The organism is Halalkalibacterium halodurans (assembly GCF_004376175.1).
In the GTDB taxonomy this organism is placed as follows: Bacteria; Bacillota; Bacilli; order Bacillales; family Bacillaceae_D; genus Halalkalibacterium; species Halalkalibacterium halodurans.
Map to the genome: position 1 here is coordinate 138485 of NZ_SNUY01000001.1, position 17082 is coordinate 155566.

Below are 17082 nucleotides of genomic sequence, written 5' to 3' on the forward strand. Positions count from 1 at the left end.
GAATCACCAAGCCATGTAGTTACCGAAGAGAGATCAGTTATCCAAAGCTTTTTAATTACTGGCCAATCCTTATTAACAAGGGTAAGAATGCCGCCAGAATAATGGGCATTTAACTGATTTAGAACGAAGTTTTGATAAGTTTCGTGTGCAATAAACGTTGGTTTCATTTTGGCACCTCAATCACAAGTAGTAAGGGAAAATAATCCCTTCACCGGCGATTATTGTGGTGTTTTTGAAAAGTCAAGTGTTTCTTGTCGAATTCGAGAAAATATTTTGATAATTAATTTCCAGTTTTAAAAAATGAACATTAAAAAATCCCACCTAAAATAGGAGGGATGAAATAAATTGGTTTGAGGAAAATCCTTGAACCACAAAGCTCGGCGAATGCCGAGAGTCTATACTTATAAAAGGAGGGATGCTTGATGGATTACCGGTTTGAATATGACTCTCGTCTCGGTATTGCCTTGCCCGTACTTTCTCATGAATGGGAGCAGTATGCACCTGCTCTCCAAGATGCGATTTTAGTTGAGTGGGAACAAATTCGTGGCGTCATCCCTGATCGTGTGAAAGAAATTGAGCAGCAAATTAACCTCTATCAACAGCAGCTTGAAGTGGAAGAAGATTTTAACCGTTCCTGTGAACTGAACCGACAAATTGCTGAGCTTGCCTCTGTCATTAATGATCTATGGATCTGGTTCCGTGCTAATCAAACGATGCCTGAACGCATGCATAGCTGACCTTTTAGACAAACAGTACACCTCGTCAAATAGCTGATCATCCAACGATTCGACCATGTCATTCACCACACGTGCCACATGGTTCTCTGGAATGAGATCGGAAAAATCCATAGGAAGCACGAGTTGATTCATGGTATACTGCTGATAAGTAGCCGTTTGGTTACGCAAAAAAATCGCCTTCTTTCGTTTGAATTTTGGTAGTGGTACCTTCATTTTAAACGATTGGGCGATTTTTTGTATGTTCTTTCGCGTGTTAATGGGAGTCGAACGAGCGACAAGGCGGCGACTCCTGCGGGAAAAGCAACAGCGGAAGATCACCGAGAGTGGGGTTCTCGAGGAAGCTGGAGCGTTGCCCGCGGCAAAGAAAACACGACGAATGCAAACAAAGTGTGCGTGAGTCGATGTTGCACTTGTGCCTGTGGTGAAAGCGTCCGCCAAGTCGCGATTTAGAACAAATCAGAAAAGCTGCCTCAAAAGATAGACTTTTGAGACAGCTCCGTTTTGCGTTCGCTACAAATATTTTTCGAGCAACAGACGTTTTTGATAAAAACGGTGGCCGATCTCTAATACTTGACGTGTGTTTCGGTAATTGATTCCTGCACCAAAGGCCATTCCAATAAGCGGAACCCCTTGAATCGTTTTTTTCTTTAACATGGAAATGACAACACTTTTCCCAATTTGACGAATCAACTGCTGTGTCCAAGGCGACGCGATAATTTGTTGGCCACTCCCGTAAAAATGAGGAGTGTATTCATCGGTTCGTTCGATCTCACGAAACAATCCATACCATGCAGGTTCTTGATAAGCCTTCGGGAGGGTTGCAACATGAAACAGCTTTAAAATGAGCATCATTTCTAACGGATGCTTGACTTCATATCCATATGTAAGGGCAAGCTGTTGCAACGAACGGAGCTGTAATGCCATTAAAGCCGGTAAATCTAGTGCCAATAATAAGGCTCCGCCCATCCCTGCTAGCCCCCCTTGTCCAAGAGCAAGCAATCGTTGCTTTGCCATATGTTGTTCAGCTAGAAAACGAAGTTCATTCACGGAAAGTCCTTTCATCTCTTCAATCGTTTCAATGTCTGATTGAAATACTTTTGCATGAAGCAGCGTCCGCTCACGAAAATCATCTAATGATCGACTATTTTGTAAGACTGCATGGAGCTGAAACAAGACAGCATCGACTTTTTCTAACAATTGTTGCTGCTTTTCTTCCCCCAATTGGGCGAAACTTTTATCAATCCAATTTTGATAAGATTTTTCCAAGTCCGTTGTCTCATGGGCAAAAAACGCATCTTCCCATCGTTCAATTTCCGTCCAAAGCGCTTGCTCATCTTTGTTCATTTTCATTGCCATCCCCACTTTTCATTCGTCGTTCAATCATTGTCAGGCGTAAACATTTTTCGTTTAAACAGTGGTGAATACGTCCAGCGCTCCTCCGCATGTGACGCCATTAACTCAAAACTATTCAATCTTCCATTTAGTTGATCGAGAGCTGCTAATAAGATCGCTTCCTTCGTTTTAGGACCATAGACAAAGCTTGTCGCGCCTTCGTCTTGCTCACGCTGACTGAGAATACAATGCTTTACGGCAAGAAGGATCGGCTCATCCATAGAAATACCTAGTTCCTGCGCTGTCTGGTTAATGAGTTCAACCCCAAGCACAACATGACCGATCATTTCTCCTTCATCGGTGTATTCAGGTGCAAATGGATCATGGAGTGCTGCTACCTTGCCAATGTCGTGTAAGATCGCTGCCGCAATGACCACATCCCGATTGATCGTTCCATAGATTAGGCTAAGCTGCAAAATGCTTTGACAAACTTCCACCACATGCTCCAAAAGGCCAGCATAATACGGGTGATGTGTTGCTTTCGACGCAGGAATCGTCGTAAAACGTTCGCGAATCTCCTTTTTTCCTAGCATCGTTTTCACTAGTTTGAGCAACGTTTCATCTTGGATTTCTTCAATGATCATTCGCAGTTCATGCCAAAGCTCTTCCCTCGAAAGTCCAGGCTTTGAGATAAGCTCTGCTACGGTCACTGGATCTTCGTCTGTGGCCAGACGGATTCGCTGAATGTTCAATTGCTTTTGCTGACGATAAACCGTGACAACGCCGTCTACCTTCACGACAGCGCGGCGAATTAACGCCTGCTTATGCTGTTCCGTCGCATCCCATAACCGGGCAGGAATGTATTCCAACTTTCGCTCAAGCGTTAAGTTCAAATAATCCGTCCCATTCGAGGCCCGCTTCACTTCACGATCACGAATCATGTAAAAATCAACGACGCGCTCCCCCTCTTGACGGTCTTGAAAACGTGTCAACAGTCATCCCTCGTTTCCTTTCTTCTCTTCTTATTCTAGGGCAAGCGAAAGGGAAAAGCAAAGCGACCAATGTCGTATAAAACCGTAAACACATGTGCTTAGAACGATACCTCTTTTTTCTCGTAAAAAAGAGGCCCCACTCGTGGAGCCCCTTTCGTTACTGCGCTAATCGTACAGTGTCTCTTGCAATCATCACTTCTTCATTTGTTGGGATGACGAGTACTTTTACAGGTGAATGTGGATAGTTAATAAATGCTTCTTTCCCGCGAACCTGATTGAGGGAAGGGTCCCAGTATACACCCATAAACTCAAGTCCCCGTAACACTCGTTCACGAATGACCGTACTATTCTCCCCGATCCCTGCCGTAAAGATGATCGCATCAACACCGCTCATACGCGCAGCATAGGAACCGATATATTTGTGAATGCGGGAGGTGAATACTTCAAGGGCTAATTCAGCTCGATCATTCCCCTCTCCAGCTTGTTCTTCAATATCTCGCAAATCACTAGAGAAACCAGACACGCCGAGAAGACCGCTTTTCTTATTCAGCGTATTGATCACTTCATTTGCCGTTTGTCCTGTTTTTTCCATAATAAACGGAATTAGTGCAGGGTCAATGTTACCCGAACGTGTTCCCATCGTCACACCCGCTAGTGGCGTAAAGCCCATCGACGTATCAATTGACTTTCCCCCGTCAATCGCTGCGATACTCGCACCGTTTCCGAGGTGGCAGGAAAGAAGACGCAATTGCTCAATTGGGCGGCCAAGCAGCTCTGCCGCACGTTGAGACACGTATTTATGAGATGTTCCGTGGAATCCATATTTACGAATTCCGAACTCTTTATAATAGTCATAAGGCAAACTGTATAAAAATGAACTTTCCGGCATTGTTTGGTGAAACGCCGTATCAAACACAGCGACAGCTGGAACATTTGGTAACACTTCTTTAAACGCTCGTATGCCAACAATGTTTGCTGGATTATGGAGCGGCGCTAGTTCGTTACATTCTTCGATTCCTTGAATGACCTCATCAGTGATCAAAACCGAATCGTTAAACTTTTCACCACCATGAACGACACGGTGACCGATGCCTTCAATCTCATCTAACGATTGAATGATTTCATGGGACGTTAGCTTTTCCAGAAGGGTTTTCACGGCAAAAGCATGATCGGGAATATCGAATGTTTCTGTTACTTTTTCGCCCTTCACTTCAATGGTGAAAATTCCATCACCTAAACCGATCCGTTCCACGACGCCCTTTGTGACTAGTTCTTCTTCCGGCATATTTAACAGCTGAAACTTCAAAGAAGAACTTCCAGCATTAATCGCCATAATTTTGGCCATGTTTTATGACAGCTCCTTTTTTGATGAATCCTCACGTTGACCCTTTTTTATTACCTTACCCATTTAAGCACCAGAATCTTCAGTTTTCAAGTAAAATCGCCGATTTTCTAACGTAAACTTTCAAATTCTTTATTTTCTGACTTGAAACCGCTTTTTCTTAATTCCATGTATTGGCTAGATATGAATTGATGGGAAAATCCCCTTGACGCTTCTATCAAAAGCGTTAGAAACGGCAAATTTTATGGCAAAGTGATCGTCCCTTTTGTTCTTTCATTCTTTATCCGATTTAACTCGTGCTAATACTCTCACTTTGCAAAGAATCAATAAAGGAAAACTTGGCGATTACGGAGCCTTGAATGAATGATCTTCATTGCTAAAGTTAACGAAGACTCACAACATGTAGGATTAGAATTCTGTGGGGATGTAGAAGAAATCATTGAATAAAATTTCGCTGTCAAAAAAACGAAAAAACGCGAGGCACGATTCTCTCCCCGCGCTATCCCTACAGCCCAAGCTGTTCATCAAACCATTTATTGATTTGTTGGACCATATCTGCAAGAGCTTCCCGCTTCGTAAAGGACGGTAGCTCTGCCAATAACGCTTGCTGTGGAGGGCGGACCCCTTCTCCTTTTTTCTGTAACAATAAAAGGCTCTTTTCGTGTTGTTCAGCCTTAAACATTGATTTCGGTAATTGGAGCAGCCCCAAAATAACGGTCTCTTCCTTTAAAAAAGCATGCAAATCTTGGGCGTAAGGACTATTAAATAATCCATTCGGAACAACAAACAGCAAATACCCAGCTTCTCTCACTTGCCGAATTCCATGTTCAATCATTAAGTGATGAATGTACGAATGTCCATCTGCTGCTTTTAATGAAAACCGTTCTGCTACATCATCTCGAGGGTAGTAGCCCACGGGTAAATCTGTCGCGACAATATCGACTGTCCCTTGTTTTGAAACTTGCAAACTGTCCTGATGAAATAATTCCAATTGACGCTCCTGCAAATTTGCATTCACGAAAGCAAGCTTAAGAAGCGTCTCATCCACTTCAAAACCTAATCCGTTTGCCGGTTGCATGGACTGATTTAAAAGAGCTGTCAATAAGTTTCCAGAACCAACGGCTAGATCTAAAATCGTATACCCCTTCGGATAAGAAGCGGTCACTTTATTAAGTAAATAGCTCATAAATCCACAAACGGCATCTGGAGTCATGGCGTGATGAGGCTGGGTAGCCTCGCGCATTCCTTTTAAAACCGCTAGCTGAAATGCTTTGCGCACGGTCTCCGCTTGCAATTCAAGAGTCGCAGCCTCTTGCACTTTTTTCTCTAAAGAAGCTAGGCTAACTTCACTAACCTCCTGGCGCACCTCTTGATAAAAAATATTGTTTCCCATCTCGGCAAGAGCCTCTAAGTAAGTGACATCCTGCTCTTTGGCAAGCACCGTCGTTCCTTCATCAAGCGCAGTATATAGCTTTTCAATCACTGTTTGTGCTTCCATATGTCCTTGTCCTCCCTACGTACAGCAACCTATCATTATGCCATTGTAACCAATCTGAGAAAGGTTGAAAAGAGAAACGGACGATATTAGAAAAACGAAACTTACCGCCTAGTCTTATTGGTGGAAGCGACGTTTCTCTTATCGAGGTTTACCTTCTTTAAAGTGAAAGAAAAAGCGCCTCCAAACGAGACGCTTTCCTAGAATGCTTAAAGGGCTGCTTTTGCAGCTTCAATGGCTTTTTCGTAATCTGGGTGGTTTGTCGCTTCTGATACATATTCAACATATGTTACTTCATCATTGGCATTGATGACAAATACGGCACGAGCCAATAAGCGTAGCTCTTCAATCGCGACACCGTATGCTTTTCCGAACGATAAATCCCGATGATCTGATAGCGTCTTCGCCTGCTCTAAGCCGGCCGTTGCGCACCAACGTTTTTGTGCAAATGGAAGATCCACACTAACGGTCAATACTTCAACGCCGTCAAGATTTGCTGCTTCTTCGTTAAATTTGCGTGTTTGCGCATCACATACTCCTGTATCAATAGACGGAACGACACTAATTAAACGTACCTTTCCTTTTGAGTCGTCAAGAGTCACAGGTGATAAATCATTTGCAAGAACCGTAAAGTTTGGGGCTTTGTCTCCTACCTTTACTTCGTTACCTAGTAATGTCATTGGATTTCCTTTAAATGTGATAGACGCCATCGATTCTCCTCCTTAGTAAAAGCTTCTCTTTCATCTTACCTTGTCCCTTTGCCCGGATCAATAAAAATGGCGCCAACTGGAGCGAAAAATTAGAATTTACAGAGTAGCGGCTTCTCGCCAAGTCTTAATTACTGCAATTGAAGTTTACATTCCAAAAATGAAAAAAGAATGGGAACCCTCCCATCCTTCTTTTATACTGGCGGTTGTTGCTGATTATACATATTATTCGTATAATTGTTGCCTGCGTTTCCTCTGTTCTGCCCAAGCATTTGTTGAATTTTTTCAATTACTTGAGGAGCAAAATCGACAAGCTTCTCATATAGGTGAGTGCTGCCATCAATATGAACCATCTTAATGCCATGGCTATTGACGACTAAGAAGGCAATCGGTGTAATCGATACTCCTCCACCGCTTCCTCCACCAAACGGGTGAGAAGCCGAGTGCTGATCACCGATTTGATCCACCATAAATTCACTACCACCCGCGGCAAATCCGAATCCTACTTTAGAGACAGGCATGATGACACTGCCATCTGGTGTTTCGACTGGATCGCCAACAATGGTATTCACGTCCACCATTTCTTTTAAATTTTCCATTGCCGTTTTCATAAGCCCTTGAATCGGATGATCTGACATGGGAAACCTCCTTTAGATGCATTTACTTCTTTTTTATCCGGTCATTGATTCACGGGATTGAAACAGTCTGACAGAAGGGCGCTTCTTCCAATGCTTCAAGACCAACAAGCCTGTGCCTATAGCATGCCCGAGGCGAAAGGAGAACATGCACACAAACTTTGTTTTGGACACCTTGTGCTGATAATGGGGGAATACCGCTAATTTTGGCATCGTTTGTAGACGCATGAAATTCCCAATAAACCCGCAGAGTGTCCCTTTAAATGTCCAAACGACACCAAGAAGCATTCCGGTCCATACTGCATCACCAACTCCAATTTCACTCGACCATTCCAACTGATGTACACGAATCCGGCGCAAAAAACGACGAACAATACGGTAAAAACCGGCCACATGTCGAACGAAATCTTGGAATTCCTGGATATCTTTTAGGATCGTTTCAAAGCGTATTTTCCCTTTCTCACTCGAAGTGGTAGCTTCTCCCATCTTTTGATCCTCTTCCACAATAAAAGAACCGGACGAGACATCCACTTTAATCAAAGGGGCTGAAATCGTATAGGTAAACACTCTCCAGGCAGACATATGTACCTCTAGTAAATCATCATCACCATCATGATGATAACGGATCGTCACATTAATTTTTGTTATCGCAATGAACAGTCCAATAAGAAAGAGAATGATGCCTAGCCAAACAAGCCAACTCAAAATGTCCACCCCGCTTCCTCTTCCCTTCTCAGGTCGCCCTTAGTATATACGAACAAAGGAAAAATAAACCTGCTCCCTCTATAAAAGGAGCAGGCTTCTGTTATGATTCTTCATGGACAACATACGTGTCAGCGATCATATCATGAATCCCTTGTTTTTTCCTCGTAAACGCCACCACTAGGTAAAGGAGGATAAACAGTGCGAATACTTGATGAAGAAAGCGCCCAACGACTTCACGGAACAGCACCTCTCCCCATGAAAGGGGGCCTCCTTGTTGATTCACAACCTTCAACCCAAAAACCATCTTCCCAACGGTTTGACCATATTCTTTGGTCATAATGACATAATAAGCATAACCGATCAAAGAGGCTAAAATAACTTCCAAGGACCAGACAGACAGTTGAATGTTCAGCCCAAACCAACGAAAGGTCGGATATACGACAATAGCATTAATACTGAAAATCACCACAAGGTCAAGAAGAAAAGCCCAGAAACGCATCCAGAAGCCCGCATAACGAACCTGTGGTTCTTGTTCATCCATTTGAATCTCTTCTGGTGGGGAAGATTGCTCTTGAACAACCTCTTCTTTTTTCTGATGACGAAGCGAAAACCGTCGTCTCGGAATAGCTTGATCCATTATTCTCCCCCTATTCTGCGTATAAATATTGTAGAGTCGGCGTATTCGATTGGTTCAATAGCCGCTCGATGCTTTGGAGTTCATAGCTTGGTGACAAAAATCGATTCGTTGACATCGAGAAGAAGTCGTACAAGCCGAGAGAATGCTCGTACCTGATGACATTATAATCCGCGCCAAGATCTTCTTTCATCGACTCAATGACATCATCCAAACCGCCAAGCTCATCTACTAAACCTGTAGCCACCGCTTGACTACCCGTATAAATTCGACCATCTGCCAATTCCCGAACTTCTGTTTCAGACATTCCGCGGCCATCTACGATCACTCGTACAAACTCATCGTACATTTCATCGACAAGCGTCTGTAAAATGTCTTCTTCCTCGTCTGTTACCTCACGTGTTTGCGATAGAATATCCTTATATGGCCCACTTTTAAACGTGTTGAATTCGATTCCGAGGTTTTCAGCTAAACCTGAAATGTCGATCGACTGCATGATCACACCGATGGAACCTGTAATGGTTTGTGGATGGGCGTAGATTTTTGTAGCTGGTGCCGATATGTAGTAACCGCCTGACGCTGCCATATTTCCCATTGATACATATACCGGCTTCTCACTGTCCTGAACTATTTCCTCAACCTGCTTATGAATTTCTGCGCTTTCTAACACTCCACCACCTGGGGTATTCACTTGCAAAATGATTCCTGCTATATTTGGATCTTCGCCTGCTTTTTCTAGCTGCTTTAAAAAGTCGCGATGGTGATATACCCCAGTATTAAGTAGGGAAGGAGCTGATCCCGTATCTTGAATGACTCCCGATAACTCCAAAATCGCGATGGACTTTCCAAAATCTGTACCTGTCTCAACGATTGTCTGCTTATACGACGTACCTGTTCCTACCCACTCGTCGACGTCCACCGCTGGACTCGAGACTAAACTTATGGCTGCCGACGCGACAAATAACATCGCCGCCGCAATTAAAGCTAACCACCTTTTTCGACTCATCATGACGTTTCACTCCTCACCGTACTGCTATTTCAACGGTAATCATAACATAAATAGAAAAATAAGACACTTATCATTGGATGAATGTCTCCAAGCAGGTTATGATGTAAGGGAGGAATTTATTCTTGGAAGGGAACGATGAGGATGGAAGACAAAAACAACATCTACTTTTTTTACAAACACACCAAGTCGATGCAAGAAACGGTGGAGCCGCTCAAACAACTCGCCACCTCTCAAGGATTGAACGTTGTCGATGATGTTCAAAAAGCGAATATTATCGTCAGTGTTGGTGGAAATAATGCCTTTTTGCAAGCAACACGTAAAACGAATTTTCGTTCCGATTGCCTTTATGTAGGCGTGAGCACAGATCGTGAAGGATTTTATCCCGATTTTACGATCAATGAAATAGATAAAATGTTTGAAGCATTTGAAAATCAAAATATAGAAGTGAAAAGACTTTCAACGCTTGAGGTTACCATTGACGATGAAAAACCGTTCTACTGCTTAAATGAATGCTCGATTCGCTCCAACGTGATTAAAACGTTTGTCTTAGAAGTATTCATTGATGACATGCATTTTGAGACGTTCCGCGGCGACGGGATGATTGTATCCACACCAACTGGAAGCACCGCATACAACAAATCGGTACGGGGAGCAGTTGTTGATCCACGACTTCCATCCTTACAAGTAAGCGAAATCGCTTCCTTAAATAACAATACGTATCGAACGCTCGGGACATCGTTTCTTCTAAGTGGAGACCGAACACTCCGCTTGAAAGTGGTTCAAGACGGCAATGATTTCCCGATTATCGGAGCCGACAATGAAGCCTTGAGCATCCGTCACGCAGAGGATATTAAAATTCGCCTTTCGGACAAGCAAGTAAAAGTGTTGAAGTTGAAAGACAATACATTCTGGCACAAAGTGCAGCGAAACTTCTTATAATGACTGAGAGGGAGCCACTCGGATCGAATGGCTCCCTTTATCCTATGCCTGAAAGACAATCGCCTCACCGATAACCGTCTTTTCTACTCGTGTCGTTAAAAGTTCTTCCTCCCTGCACGTGAACAAGTTTCGGTTTAACATCGTAAAATCAGCGACATAGCCAGGCCGAATGTTTCCGCGCTCATGTTCCCGCTCAATTGCATAAGCGCTTCCTGTCGTATAAAGCTGTAACGCCTCATAACGTGTCAACTTCTCCTCCGGCAAGTATCCTTCATGTTGATCGGTCGCCTTTTTTCGTGCCACAGCGGCATAAATTCCATAAAGAGGATCCACCTCTTCGATCGGCGCGTCCGATCCTCCTGCTAGTGCCATCCCTGACCTCAGCAACGTTTTCCAAGCAAATGAGTACGAAAGCCTCTCATTGCCGAGCCTTTCTTCGACCCAAGGAAAGTCGGCTGGAACAAAAGCTGGCTGAATATCTAAGATGACCTTTAGTTTTTTCATTCGCTCAACCAAAGACGGAGGAGTGACCTGTGTATGAATCAATCGATCTCGTCCTTCGGTGACAGGGTGGGCTTCGATGGATGTGATGGCCATTCTGAGCGCCTCATCCCCTATCGTATGAATCGCTACAGGAAGTTTGTATTGGCGTGCTTTTTTGATAAGGTTCGTTAATTGCTCCTGCGTATGAATAGCGACACCTGAAGTTGTTGGGGCATCACAATATGGCTCGCTTAAAAGAGCCGTCCGACCACCAAAGGCTCCATCGGCAAAAATTTTCATCGCTCCAAACTCTAACCATTCACCTACAGGCCCTTTGCAATATCCCGCTTTTATCATGTCATCAATCACTTCATGATGAACGAGCAAATGAGCTCGAAATCGTCTCGTATTTCCATCAATTACTCTCTGAAAGGTTGCAAAGGTTTGATTGAATCCAAGGTAATAGCCTAAATCCTCCGTATGTCCTCCAACTAATCCTTTTGCCACCATATCATCTACCGCTGCTGCCAACGCTCGTTCTAAGTAAGCTGCTGAAACAGATGGCGCTACTCGCTTGACGAGCTCTTGGGCCGTGTCAAGGAAATACCCAGTCGGTTCACCGAGCTCATCTCGGACGATTCGGCCTCCCGGAGGATCTGCTGTATCCTTCGAAATCCCTGCTAGCTGCAGCGCTTTCGAATTGACGAGAATCGCGTGGCGACAGACTCGTGTCAAAATCATCGGATGATTCGGTGCGATCTCGTCTAACTCGTTACGATGAAAAATTTTCTGATCAGGAAAGTTATTCTCATTCCATCCTTCTGCTGTTACCCAGTCTCCCTCTTCTGTGAGGGCCACTCGCTCCATTAGCTTTTCACGCATGTCTTCTGCGTTCATTACTGTCGACAAATCTAAACGTAAAAGCTTTTCCCCATGACCGATCATGTGGAGATGGCTGTCAACAAATCCGGGATATACGTAAGCCCCATCACAATTCATCTCCTGATTGATGCGTGTGCGATATTTCTGCCGTAATTCTTCAGCTGTTCCTATCGCGACAATTTTTCCGTCTTCTGTAAAAACGGCCTCCACTTGATCGCCTTCATGCACCATCGTAAAAAAAGTACCATTCCACCAAAGAGTCCCCATCGCCTGCATTCCTTTCCTTTATCAGCGTTCTATCTTCCTTTATCTTGCCAAAACAACTGGCCGATTGACAAGGGCAGGCAGAGATCCTCGCGCCTTTCTCTCTGGGCATAGACCTGTTAAATGTACCACTGACTGAACAGCCATTAGTGATAGAAATCACTGTTCTAAAGAAAGTATCTATCTAAAAAGTGAAAAAGGTTGTGCCCACTCTTTAGGCATCAACCTTTTTCGTTGTTACTGTGCCCTCAATTGCTCTTGTTGTCTTAATTCGATACGCCTAATTTTTCCGGAAATAGTCTTCGGTAGCGACTCGACAAACTCCACTTTTCTTGGGTATTTGTATGGAGCGGTGTGCGCTTTCACATGATCTTGCAACTCTTTGCTGAGCGCTTCCTTATCTAGATTCGTGGAATCATTCAGAACGATATACGCTTTCACAACGGCTCCGCGATCTTCATCGGGACTCGCGACAACCGCACATTCCTTTACCGCTGGATGTTTCGTCAAAGCATCCTCTACTTCAAACGGTCCGATCGTATAACCTGAACTAATAATAATATCGTCACTGCGCCCCTCAAACCAGAAAAAGCCATCCTCATCCATTCTTGCTAGATCCCCTGTAATGTAGTAGTCTCCACGAAACGCTTGAGCGGTCCGCTCAGGCTCCCGATAATATTCCTTGAATAAAGCAGCCGCATCCTTATGTACGGCAATCTCTCCGACTTCGTGAGGGGCCACAGGCTGACCATCCTCATTCACGATGACGACTTGCCCTTCAAGTGTTGGCTTCCCCATCGATCCTGGTCGCTGTTCCATGCCAATCATCGTCCCGACTAAAAGCGTGTTCTCGGTCTGCCCATAACCGTCCCTTACGTTGATCCCAAACGTGTCTCGGAACGTCTCAATGACCTTTCGACTCAGCGGCTCTCCCGCGGACACCGCGCTGTGCAAATGGGGAAAACGGTAGCGATTGAGATTGTCTACTTTCGCCATAAAACGATATTCTGTTGGCGTACAGCATAGAACATTGATGTTTTCTTTCTCTAACAAGGCTAAATACTCGTTCGGATCAAAAGGACCATTGTAGACAAACGCGGTTGCCCCTAGACCGATCGTTGATAAAAACGGGCTCCACACCCATTTTTGCCATCCAGGAGCAGCCGTTGCCCAGACGAGATCCCCTTCACGGACGCCAAGCCAATGTTTCGCTGCTGTTTGCAAATGAGCATAAGCCCAACCGTGGGTATGGACAACCCCTTTTGGATTACCTGTTGTTCCCGAGGTGTAAGGCAAAAACGCCATTTCGTCCCGTCTTGTTTTCACACCCTCAAAGGAAACGCTTTCATTCCTTGCAACATCTTCTAGCGATTCCCATCCTGATTTTGTGCCTGAAATAACCCATTTATACTGTAGTGAAGGAAGAGGAACACTCATGCTGTCAATTTCATCGGTTGCTTGAACATGGGCGATGATGGCTTTTGCTTCTGAATGTTGAATTCGATAAACAAAGTCGTTGGCCCGAAGCATGTTGGAACAAGGAATAATAACAATTCCCGCCTTTAAACAGGCTAAATAGCAATAATACGCTTCTGGAATTCTTGGTACCACCACAAGCACTTTGTCTCCCCGCTTAAGTCCGCACTTGGTTAACGCATTCGCATATTGATGAACGGTATTCATTAACTCGGCATACGAAATGTCTTTCCGATGACCCTTATCATCTAAAAATCGAATGGCGAGTCGGTTTACGTCCCTTGCAAATACGTCAAGTTCCTCCGTCAGATTGTATTCTTCCGGTGCCATGTGTTCCACTTTCATAGCGCTCCCCCTTTTCATTCCACTTCCTCACCATTATACTGAATTCATTTTTTATTTTGAATATTTTATACAAAAAAATAATATGACATGGAAAGATAAGATACGCGAAAGGGAGCGGTTTCCCGCTCCCTTTTCAAGCCATTTATTTTGTTATTGTTGTTGGAACCCACCCATTTGTTGTTCAGCCATAGCTACGAGACGCTTTGTGATCTCACCACCAACTGAACCGTTCGCACGAGAAGTTGTGTCAGCACCAAGCTGTACGCCAAACTCTTGTGCAATTTCTGTTTTCATTTGATCAAGTGCTTGTTGAACACCAGGAACCACTAATTGGTTAGAGTTGTTTGATCTTGCCATGTGTCTCACCTCCTTTGTACCTATAGAATGATTCTCAGAGGTGAAAAACATGCAAACAACGAACTGGTAATTAATGAGATTGTAAAAGGGTCGCTAGAGTAGCTCATCCATCTCTGTTTTTGAGACTGCTGCTTCGCTTTTAATCACCATGGTTTCTGTCCCCTCAATTGCTGCTTGAACGTACGCTTCTGTTTCGACGAATTGCTCAAATTTCTCTGCTTGTTGACGCGTCGGCTTCGTCTTTGAATCTGGAGGAAGAAAAATCGTGCAGCAATCTTCATACGGTAAAATGGAAATATTAAAGGTGTCGATTTCTTTCGCAACCGTAATGACTTCTTCTTTATCCATCGTAAGGAGTGGCCGGAGCACAGGGGTGTTCGTCACTTCATTGATCGTATTCATGCTGTGCAATGTTTGACTTGCAACCTGTCCTAGACTTTCCCCTGTTGCAATCGCAAGCGCATCTATCTTTTTCGCAATGCCTTCACTGATCCGCAGCATCATCCGCCGCATAATCGTCATCTCCATATTCGATGGCACCTTTTCATGAATGTGCTTCTGCAGTTCTGTGAATGGAACGATATGCAGCTTCACTTGACCCCCGAAATTCGTTAGCTTGGCCGCTAAATCCACCACTTTTTGCTTGGCTTTTTCATTCGTAAAAGGCGGGCTATGAAAATGAATCGCTTCAAGAGTAACCCCGCGCTTCAACAAATAATAACCTGCCACTGGACTATCAATTCCGCCCGAAAGCATTAATAAGACTTTTCCACTTGTCCCAACTGGCAAGCCGCCAAGTCCTTTAAATTCACCTGTCATAATGTATGTCCCGCTTTCCCGTACCTCCACCTTAATTTCCACATCAGGTGAATGTACATCGACGCTGATTTGATCCGTGTTCGCCAGGACAAAGCCGCCTAAATGATGATTCAACTCAGAAGAGGAAATCGGAAATGGCTTATAAGCTCGTCTCGCATTAATTTTAAACGTTCGTACCTCTCCTTCGCTCGCTTGTAACGCGTGAAGAGCGGCCTGTTTCATCTTGTCCAGTTCGTTCGTAACGCGAATGGCTAAGCTAAAAGAGTGAATCCCAAAAATTTTCCGTAGCTTGTCTTTAATTGGCACTGGATCTTCGCCGTTTAGTCCGAGTAAAATTCTCCCGAACGTCCGATGATACGTCAACCGAGGAAACGACGGCTTTAGCACCGAGCGAATATTTTGCACTAACTGTTTTTCAAACATATGACGGTTTTTTCCTTTTAAGGCGAGCTCACCATAGCGTATTAAAATATGGTCAAAAGTTAACATGGTCCTATTGTACAACCTCCAATAATTCAGGGATTAAATGTTGCAACTCCTGCAACGTTTTGGACACTTCGTCCTCCGTTGTTAAATACGATAAGCTAAGGCGAATCGCGCTGTTCGCCCGCTCTTTCCCTACTCCCATTGCAAGCAAAACATGGCTAGGCTCCGAACGTTTCGTGGAACAAGCCGATTTTGTGGAAACATGGATATCTCGCTTCGACAAAGCTTGAATGATCACTTCTGGCTTCATCTTGGGGATCGAGAAATTAACGATATGAGGTGCGGCCAACTCCTTTGGTGTATTAATTACAACACCCTCGATTTCACTTAATCCTTCAAGCAATTGATTTCTTAATTGTAGAAGCTTGTCGTGCCTTTCCTCATACAGTTCCATCGCCATACGCAATGCCTTTGCCGTAGCAACCGCACCAGCTACATTTTCCGTTCCTGAACGAAGCGCTCCTTCTTGTCCGCCGCCATGGAAAAGGGGGGTCAAACGAAGCCCGTCTTTTTTATATATAAAACCCGTTCCTTTTAAGCCATGAAATTTATGGGAGGAAAAGGTCACAAGATCTATCAAGCCGTGTGCCAAACGGAGCGGAACCTTTGTAGCGCCTTGCACATGGTCAATGTGAAAGCGTACCTTTGGATAACCTTTAAGCAGCTCGCCAATCCCTTCAACAGGCATGATGATTCCCGTCTCATTGTTCACATGGATGATGGAAACAAGAATCGTCTGATTCGTTAACGCTGCTTTCACCTGCTCTGCGGTTACCTGTCCAGTCGGACCTGGTTTTAAATACGTCACCTTAAAACCTTCTGCTTCAAGTGACCGAAAAGCTTCAATTGTAGACGCATGCTCTACGGCAGTTGTAATCAAATGAGTTCCTCTACCTTTTAACTGGTAGGCCGTTCCTTTGATGGCCAAATTGTTGCCTTCCGTTCCCCCAGATGTATAAATAATCTCTGAAGAACTTATTCCTAAAATCCCCGCTATCTGCTCTTTCGTTTTAAGGAGAAGCTGCTCCGCTTCCGTTCCCATTCGATGAAGGGAAGAAGGGTTTCCGAAAAACGTCAGCGAGGCTTTCGTGTAGGAATCAACTACTTCCATAAACGGACGCGTTGTTGCACTATTGTCCAAATAAATCATCCGTCCTCACCTTTTCTCTACTCATTGTGCATCACATAATCTTAGCATACCTCGTGTGGCAAGAAAATGAAAAAACTTTTTGTTTTCTTGTTTCCCACTTTTTGGCCGTAACGACCTACATTCATATAACTACCCACAAGCGTCGTGTGGTAACAAATAGTAAAGTAAAAAGAGGCTGGGACAAAACTAGCCAAAAATAGTAAGTAAAAAGGTTCCAAGCAAATAATAAGTGCTTGGAACCTTTTTTGTGGAGTTTTTCTTATTTCCTGGCCCTATGTCACCGTTCGTGGCCG

At 44.1% G+C, this 17082-nt stretch carries 17 protein-coding genes and 1 pseudogene; 3 read left to right on the forward strand and 15 right to left on the reverse strand.

Annotation, left to right across the window (positions count from 1 at the left end):
- Window positions 1–422 precede the first annotated feature (422 nt).
- Window positions 423–737 carry a hypothetical protein gene (locus tag E2L07_RS00700; RefSeq protein ID WP_010899331.1) on the forward strand — a complete coding sequence of 105 codons (315 nt, stop codon included), beginning with the start codon at window positions 423–425 and terminating at the stop codon, window positions 735–737.
- Here E2L07_RS00700 and E2L07_RS21695 read toward each other — a convergent pair.
- Window positions 726–905, reverse strand: a pseudogene (locus E2L07_RS21695) (IS5/IS1182 family transposase); the annotation flags it as partial. The gene E2L07_RS00700 and the pseudogene E2L07_RS21695 sit on opposite strands and share 12 nt — an antisense overlap.
- Window positions 906–975: 70 nt before the next feature.
- Between E2L07_RS21695 and E2L07_RS20690 the strand changes: the two are divergent.
- Entirely contained in the window at window positions 976–1134 is a 159-nt protein-coding gene (locus E2L07_RS20690) for a hypothetical protein (RefSeq protein WP_153231713.1), read from the forward strand.
- Between the two features lie 113 nt (window positions 1135–1247).
- Here the strand turns inward: E2L07_RS20690 and E2L07_RS00710 are convergent, their stop codons facing one another.
- The 9 genes from E2L07_RS00710 to sppA form a co-directional block, all read right to left on the reverse strand.
- Window positions 1248–2087, reverse strand: coding sequence for an EcsC family protein (locus E2L07_RS00710; protein ID WP_134228570.1), 840 nt, complete (start codon window positions 2085–2087; stop codon window positions 1248–1250).
- 26 nt (window positions 2088–2113) lie between these two features.
- Entirely contained in the window at window positions 2114–3061 is a 948-nt protein-coding gene (locus tag E2L07_RS00715; protein WP_010899334.1) for a 3'-5' exoribonuclease YhaM family protein, read from the reverse strand.
- A 157-nt stretch (window positions 3062–3218) separates the two neighbouring features.
- Complete coding sequence (locus E2L07_RS00720; RefSeq protein WP_041820809.1) at window positions 3219–4406, reverse strand: acetate kinase; 1188 nt, start codon at window positions 4404–4406, stop codon at window positions 3219–3221.
- Between the two features lie 502 nt (window positions 4407–4908).
- A complete protein-coding gene (locus E2L07_RS00725; RefSeq protein WP_010899336.1) occupies window positions 4909–5901 on the reverse strand; it encodes a class I SAM-dependent methyltransferase in 993 nt (330 codons plus the stop codon).
- A gap of 206 nt (window positions 5902–6107) precedes the next feature.
- The gene (gene tpx, locus E2L07_RS00730) at window positions 6108–6608 is read right to left on the reverse strand and encodes a thiol peroxidase (protein WP_010899337.1); all 501 of its coding nucleotides are present in this window, start codon (window positions 6606–6608) and stop codon (window positions 6108–6110) included.
- Window positions 6609–6799: 191 nt separating this feature from the next.
- The gene (ytfJ, locus tag E2L07_RS00735; protein ID WP_010899338.1) at window positions 6800–7243 is read right to left on the reverse strand and encodes a GerW family sporulation protein; all 444 of its coding nucleotides are present in this window, start codon (window positions 7241–7243) and stop codon (window positions 6800–6802) included.
- 33 nt (window positions 7244–7276) lie between these two features.
- Window positions 7277–7954 carry a DUF2953 domain-containing protein gene (locus E2L07_RS00740; RefSeq protein WP_053430513.1) on the reverse strand — a complete coding sequence of 226 codons (678 nt, stop codon included), beginning with the start codon at window positions 7952–7954 and terminating at the stop codon, window positions 7277–7279.
- Window positions 7955–8045: 91 nt separating this feature from the next.
- Window positions 8046–8582: an RDD family protein gene (locus E2L07_RS00745; RefSeq protein ID WP_134228571.1), complete on the reverse strand. Its 537-nt coding sequence runs from the start codon at window positions 8580–8582 to the stop codon at window positions 8046–8048.
- A gap of 10 nt (window positions 8583–8592) precedes the next feature.
- Window positions 8593–9588: a signal peptide peptidase SppA gene (gene sppA / locus E2L07_RS00750; protein WP_134228572.1), complete on the reverse strand. Its 996-nt coding sequence runs from the start codon at window positions 9586–9588 to the stop codon at window positions 8593–8595.
- Window positions 9589–9729: 141 nt separating this feature from the next.
- Here sppA and E2L07_RS00755 point away from each other — a divergent pair, with 141 nt between their 5' ends.
- Window positions 9730–10527: an NAD kinase gene (locus E2L07_RS00755; protein ID WP_134228579.1), complete on the forward strand. Its 798-nt coding sequence runs from the start codon at window positions 9730–9732 to the stop codon at window positions 10525–10527.
- 42 nt (window positions 10528–10569) lie between these two features.
- On the opposite strand, the gene E2L07_RS00760 is transcribed toward E2L07_RS00755, so the two are convergent.
- The 5 genes from E2L07_RS00760 to E2L07_RS00780 all read right to left on the reverse strand — a co-directional run bounded on the left by E2L07_RS00760 (window position 10570) and on the right by E2L07_RS00780 (window position 16789).
- Complete coding sequence (locus E2L07_RS00760) at window positions 10570–12159, reverse strand: amidohydrolase (RefSeq protein WP_053430511.1); 1590 nt, start codon at window positions 12157–12159, stop codon at window positions 10570–10572.
- 234 nt (window positions 12160–12393) lie between these two features.
- On the reverse strand, window positions 12394–13977 hold the full coding sequence (gene mbcS, locus E2L07_RS00765; RefSeq protein ID WP_134228573.1) for an acyl-CoA synthetase MbcS: 1584 nt from the start codon (window positions 13975–13977) through the stop codon (window positions 12394–12396).
- Between the two features lie 150 nt (window positions 13978–14127).
- Window positions 14128–14334, reverse strand: coding sequence for an alpha/beta-type small acid-soluble spore protein (locus tag E2L07_RS00770; protein ID WP_010899345.1), 207 nt, complete (start codon window positions 14332–14334; stop codon window positions 14128–14130).
- A gap of 93 nt (window positions 14335–14427) precedes the next feature.
- Window positions 14428–15642, reverse strand: a complete 1215-nt coding sequence (gene thiI / locus E2L07_RS00775) for a tRNA uracil 4-sulfurtransferase ThiI (RefSeq protein WP_134228574.1) — start codon at window positions 15640–15642, stop codon at window positions 14428–14430.
- A gap of 4 nt (window positions 15643–15646) precedes the next feature.
- Window positions 15647–16789 (reverse strand): cysteine desulfurase family protein, encoded by a 1143-nt coding sequence (locus E2L07_RS00780; protein ID WP_053430508.1) that lies wholly within the window; start codon window positions 16787–16789, stop codon window positions 15647–15649.
- Between the last annotated feature and the right edge of the window lie 293 nt (window positions 16790–17082).

Excerpts from the sequence above, each read along its gene's own strand:
- E2L07_RS00725 (WP_010899336.1), bottom strand. The coding sequence starts at position 5,901 with ATGGAAGCACAAACAGTGATTGAAAAGCTATATACTGCGCTTGATGAA.
- E2L07_RS00700 (WP_010899331.1), top strand. The coding sequence starts at position 423 with ATGGATTACCGGTTTGAATATGACTCTCGTCTCGGTATTGCCTTGCCC.
- E2L07_RS00760 (WP_053430511.1), bottom strand. The coding sequence starts at position 12,159 with ATGGGGACTCTTTGGTGGAATGGTACTTTTTTTACGATGGTGCATGAA.
- E2L07_RS00755 (WP_134228579.1), top strand. The coding sequence starts at position 9,730 with ATGGAAGACAAAAACAACATCTACTTTTTTTACAAACACACCAAGTCG.
- E2L07_RS00780 (WP_053430508.1), bottom strand. The coding sequence starts at position 16,789 with ATGATTTATTTGGACAATAGTGCAACAACGCGTCCGTTTATGGAAGTA.
- E2L07_RS00710 (WP_134228570.1), bottom strand. The coding sequence starts at position 2,087 with ATGAAAATGAACAAAGATGAGCAAGCGCTTTGGACGGAAATTGAACGA.
- E2L07_RS00720 (WP_041820809.1), bottom strand. The coding sequence starts at position 4,406 with ATGGCCAAAATTATGGCGATTAATGCTGGAAGTTCTTCTTTGAAGTTT.
- tpx (WP_010899337.1), bottom strand. The coding sequence starts at position 6,608 with ATGGCGTCTATCACATTTAAAGGAAATCCAATGACATTACTAGGTAAC.
- mbcS (WP_134228573.1), bottom strand. The coding sequence starts at position 13,977 with ATGAAAGTGGAACACATGGCACCGGAAGAATACAATCTGACGGAGGAA.
- ytfJ (WP_010899338.1), bottom strand. The coding sequence starts at position 7,243 with ATGTCAGATCATCCGATTCAAGGGCTTATGAAAACGGCAATGGAAAAT.
- sppA (WP_134228572.1), bottom strand. The coding sequence starts at position 9,588 with ATGATGAGTCGAAAAAGGTGGTTAGCTTTAATTGCGGCGGCGATGTTA.
- thiI (WP_134228574.1), bottom strand. The coding sequence starts at position 15,642 with ATGTTAACTTTTGACCATATTTTAATACGCTATGGTGAGCTCGCCTTA.
- E2L07_RS00770 (WP_010899345.1), bottom strand. The coding sequence starts at position 14,334 with ATGGCAAGATCAAACAACTCTAACCAATTAGTGGTTCCTGGTGTTCAA.
- E2L07_RS20690 (WP_153231713.1), top strand. The coding sequence starts at position 976 with ATGTTCTTTCGCGTGTTAATGGGAGTCGAACGAGCGACAAGGCGGCGA.
- E2L07_RS00745 (WP_134228571.1), bottom strand. The coding sequence starts at position 8,582 with ATGGATCAAGCTATTCCGAGACGACGGTTTTCGCTTCGTCATCAGAAA.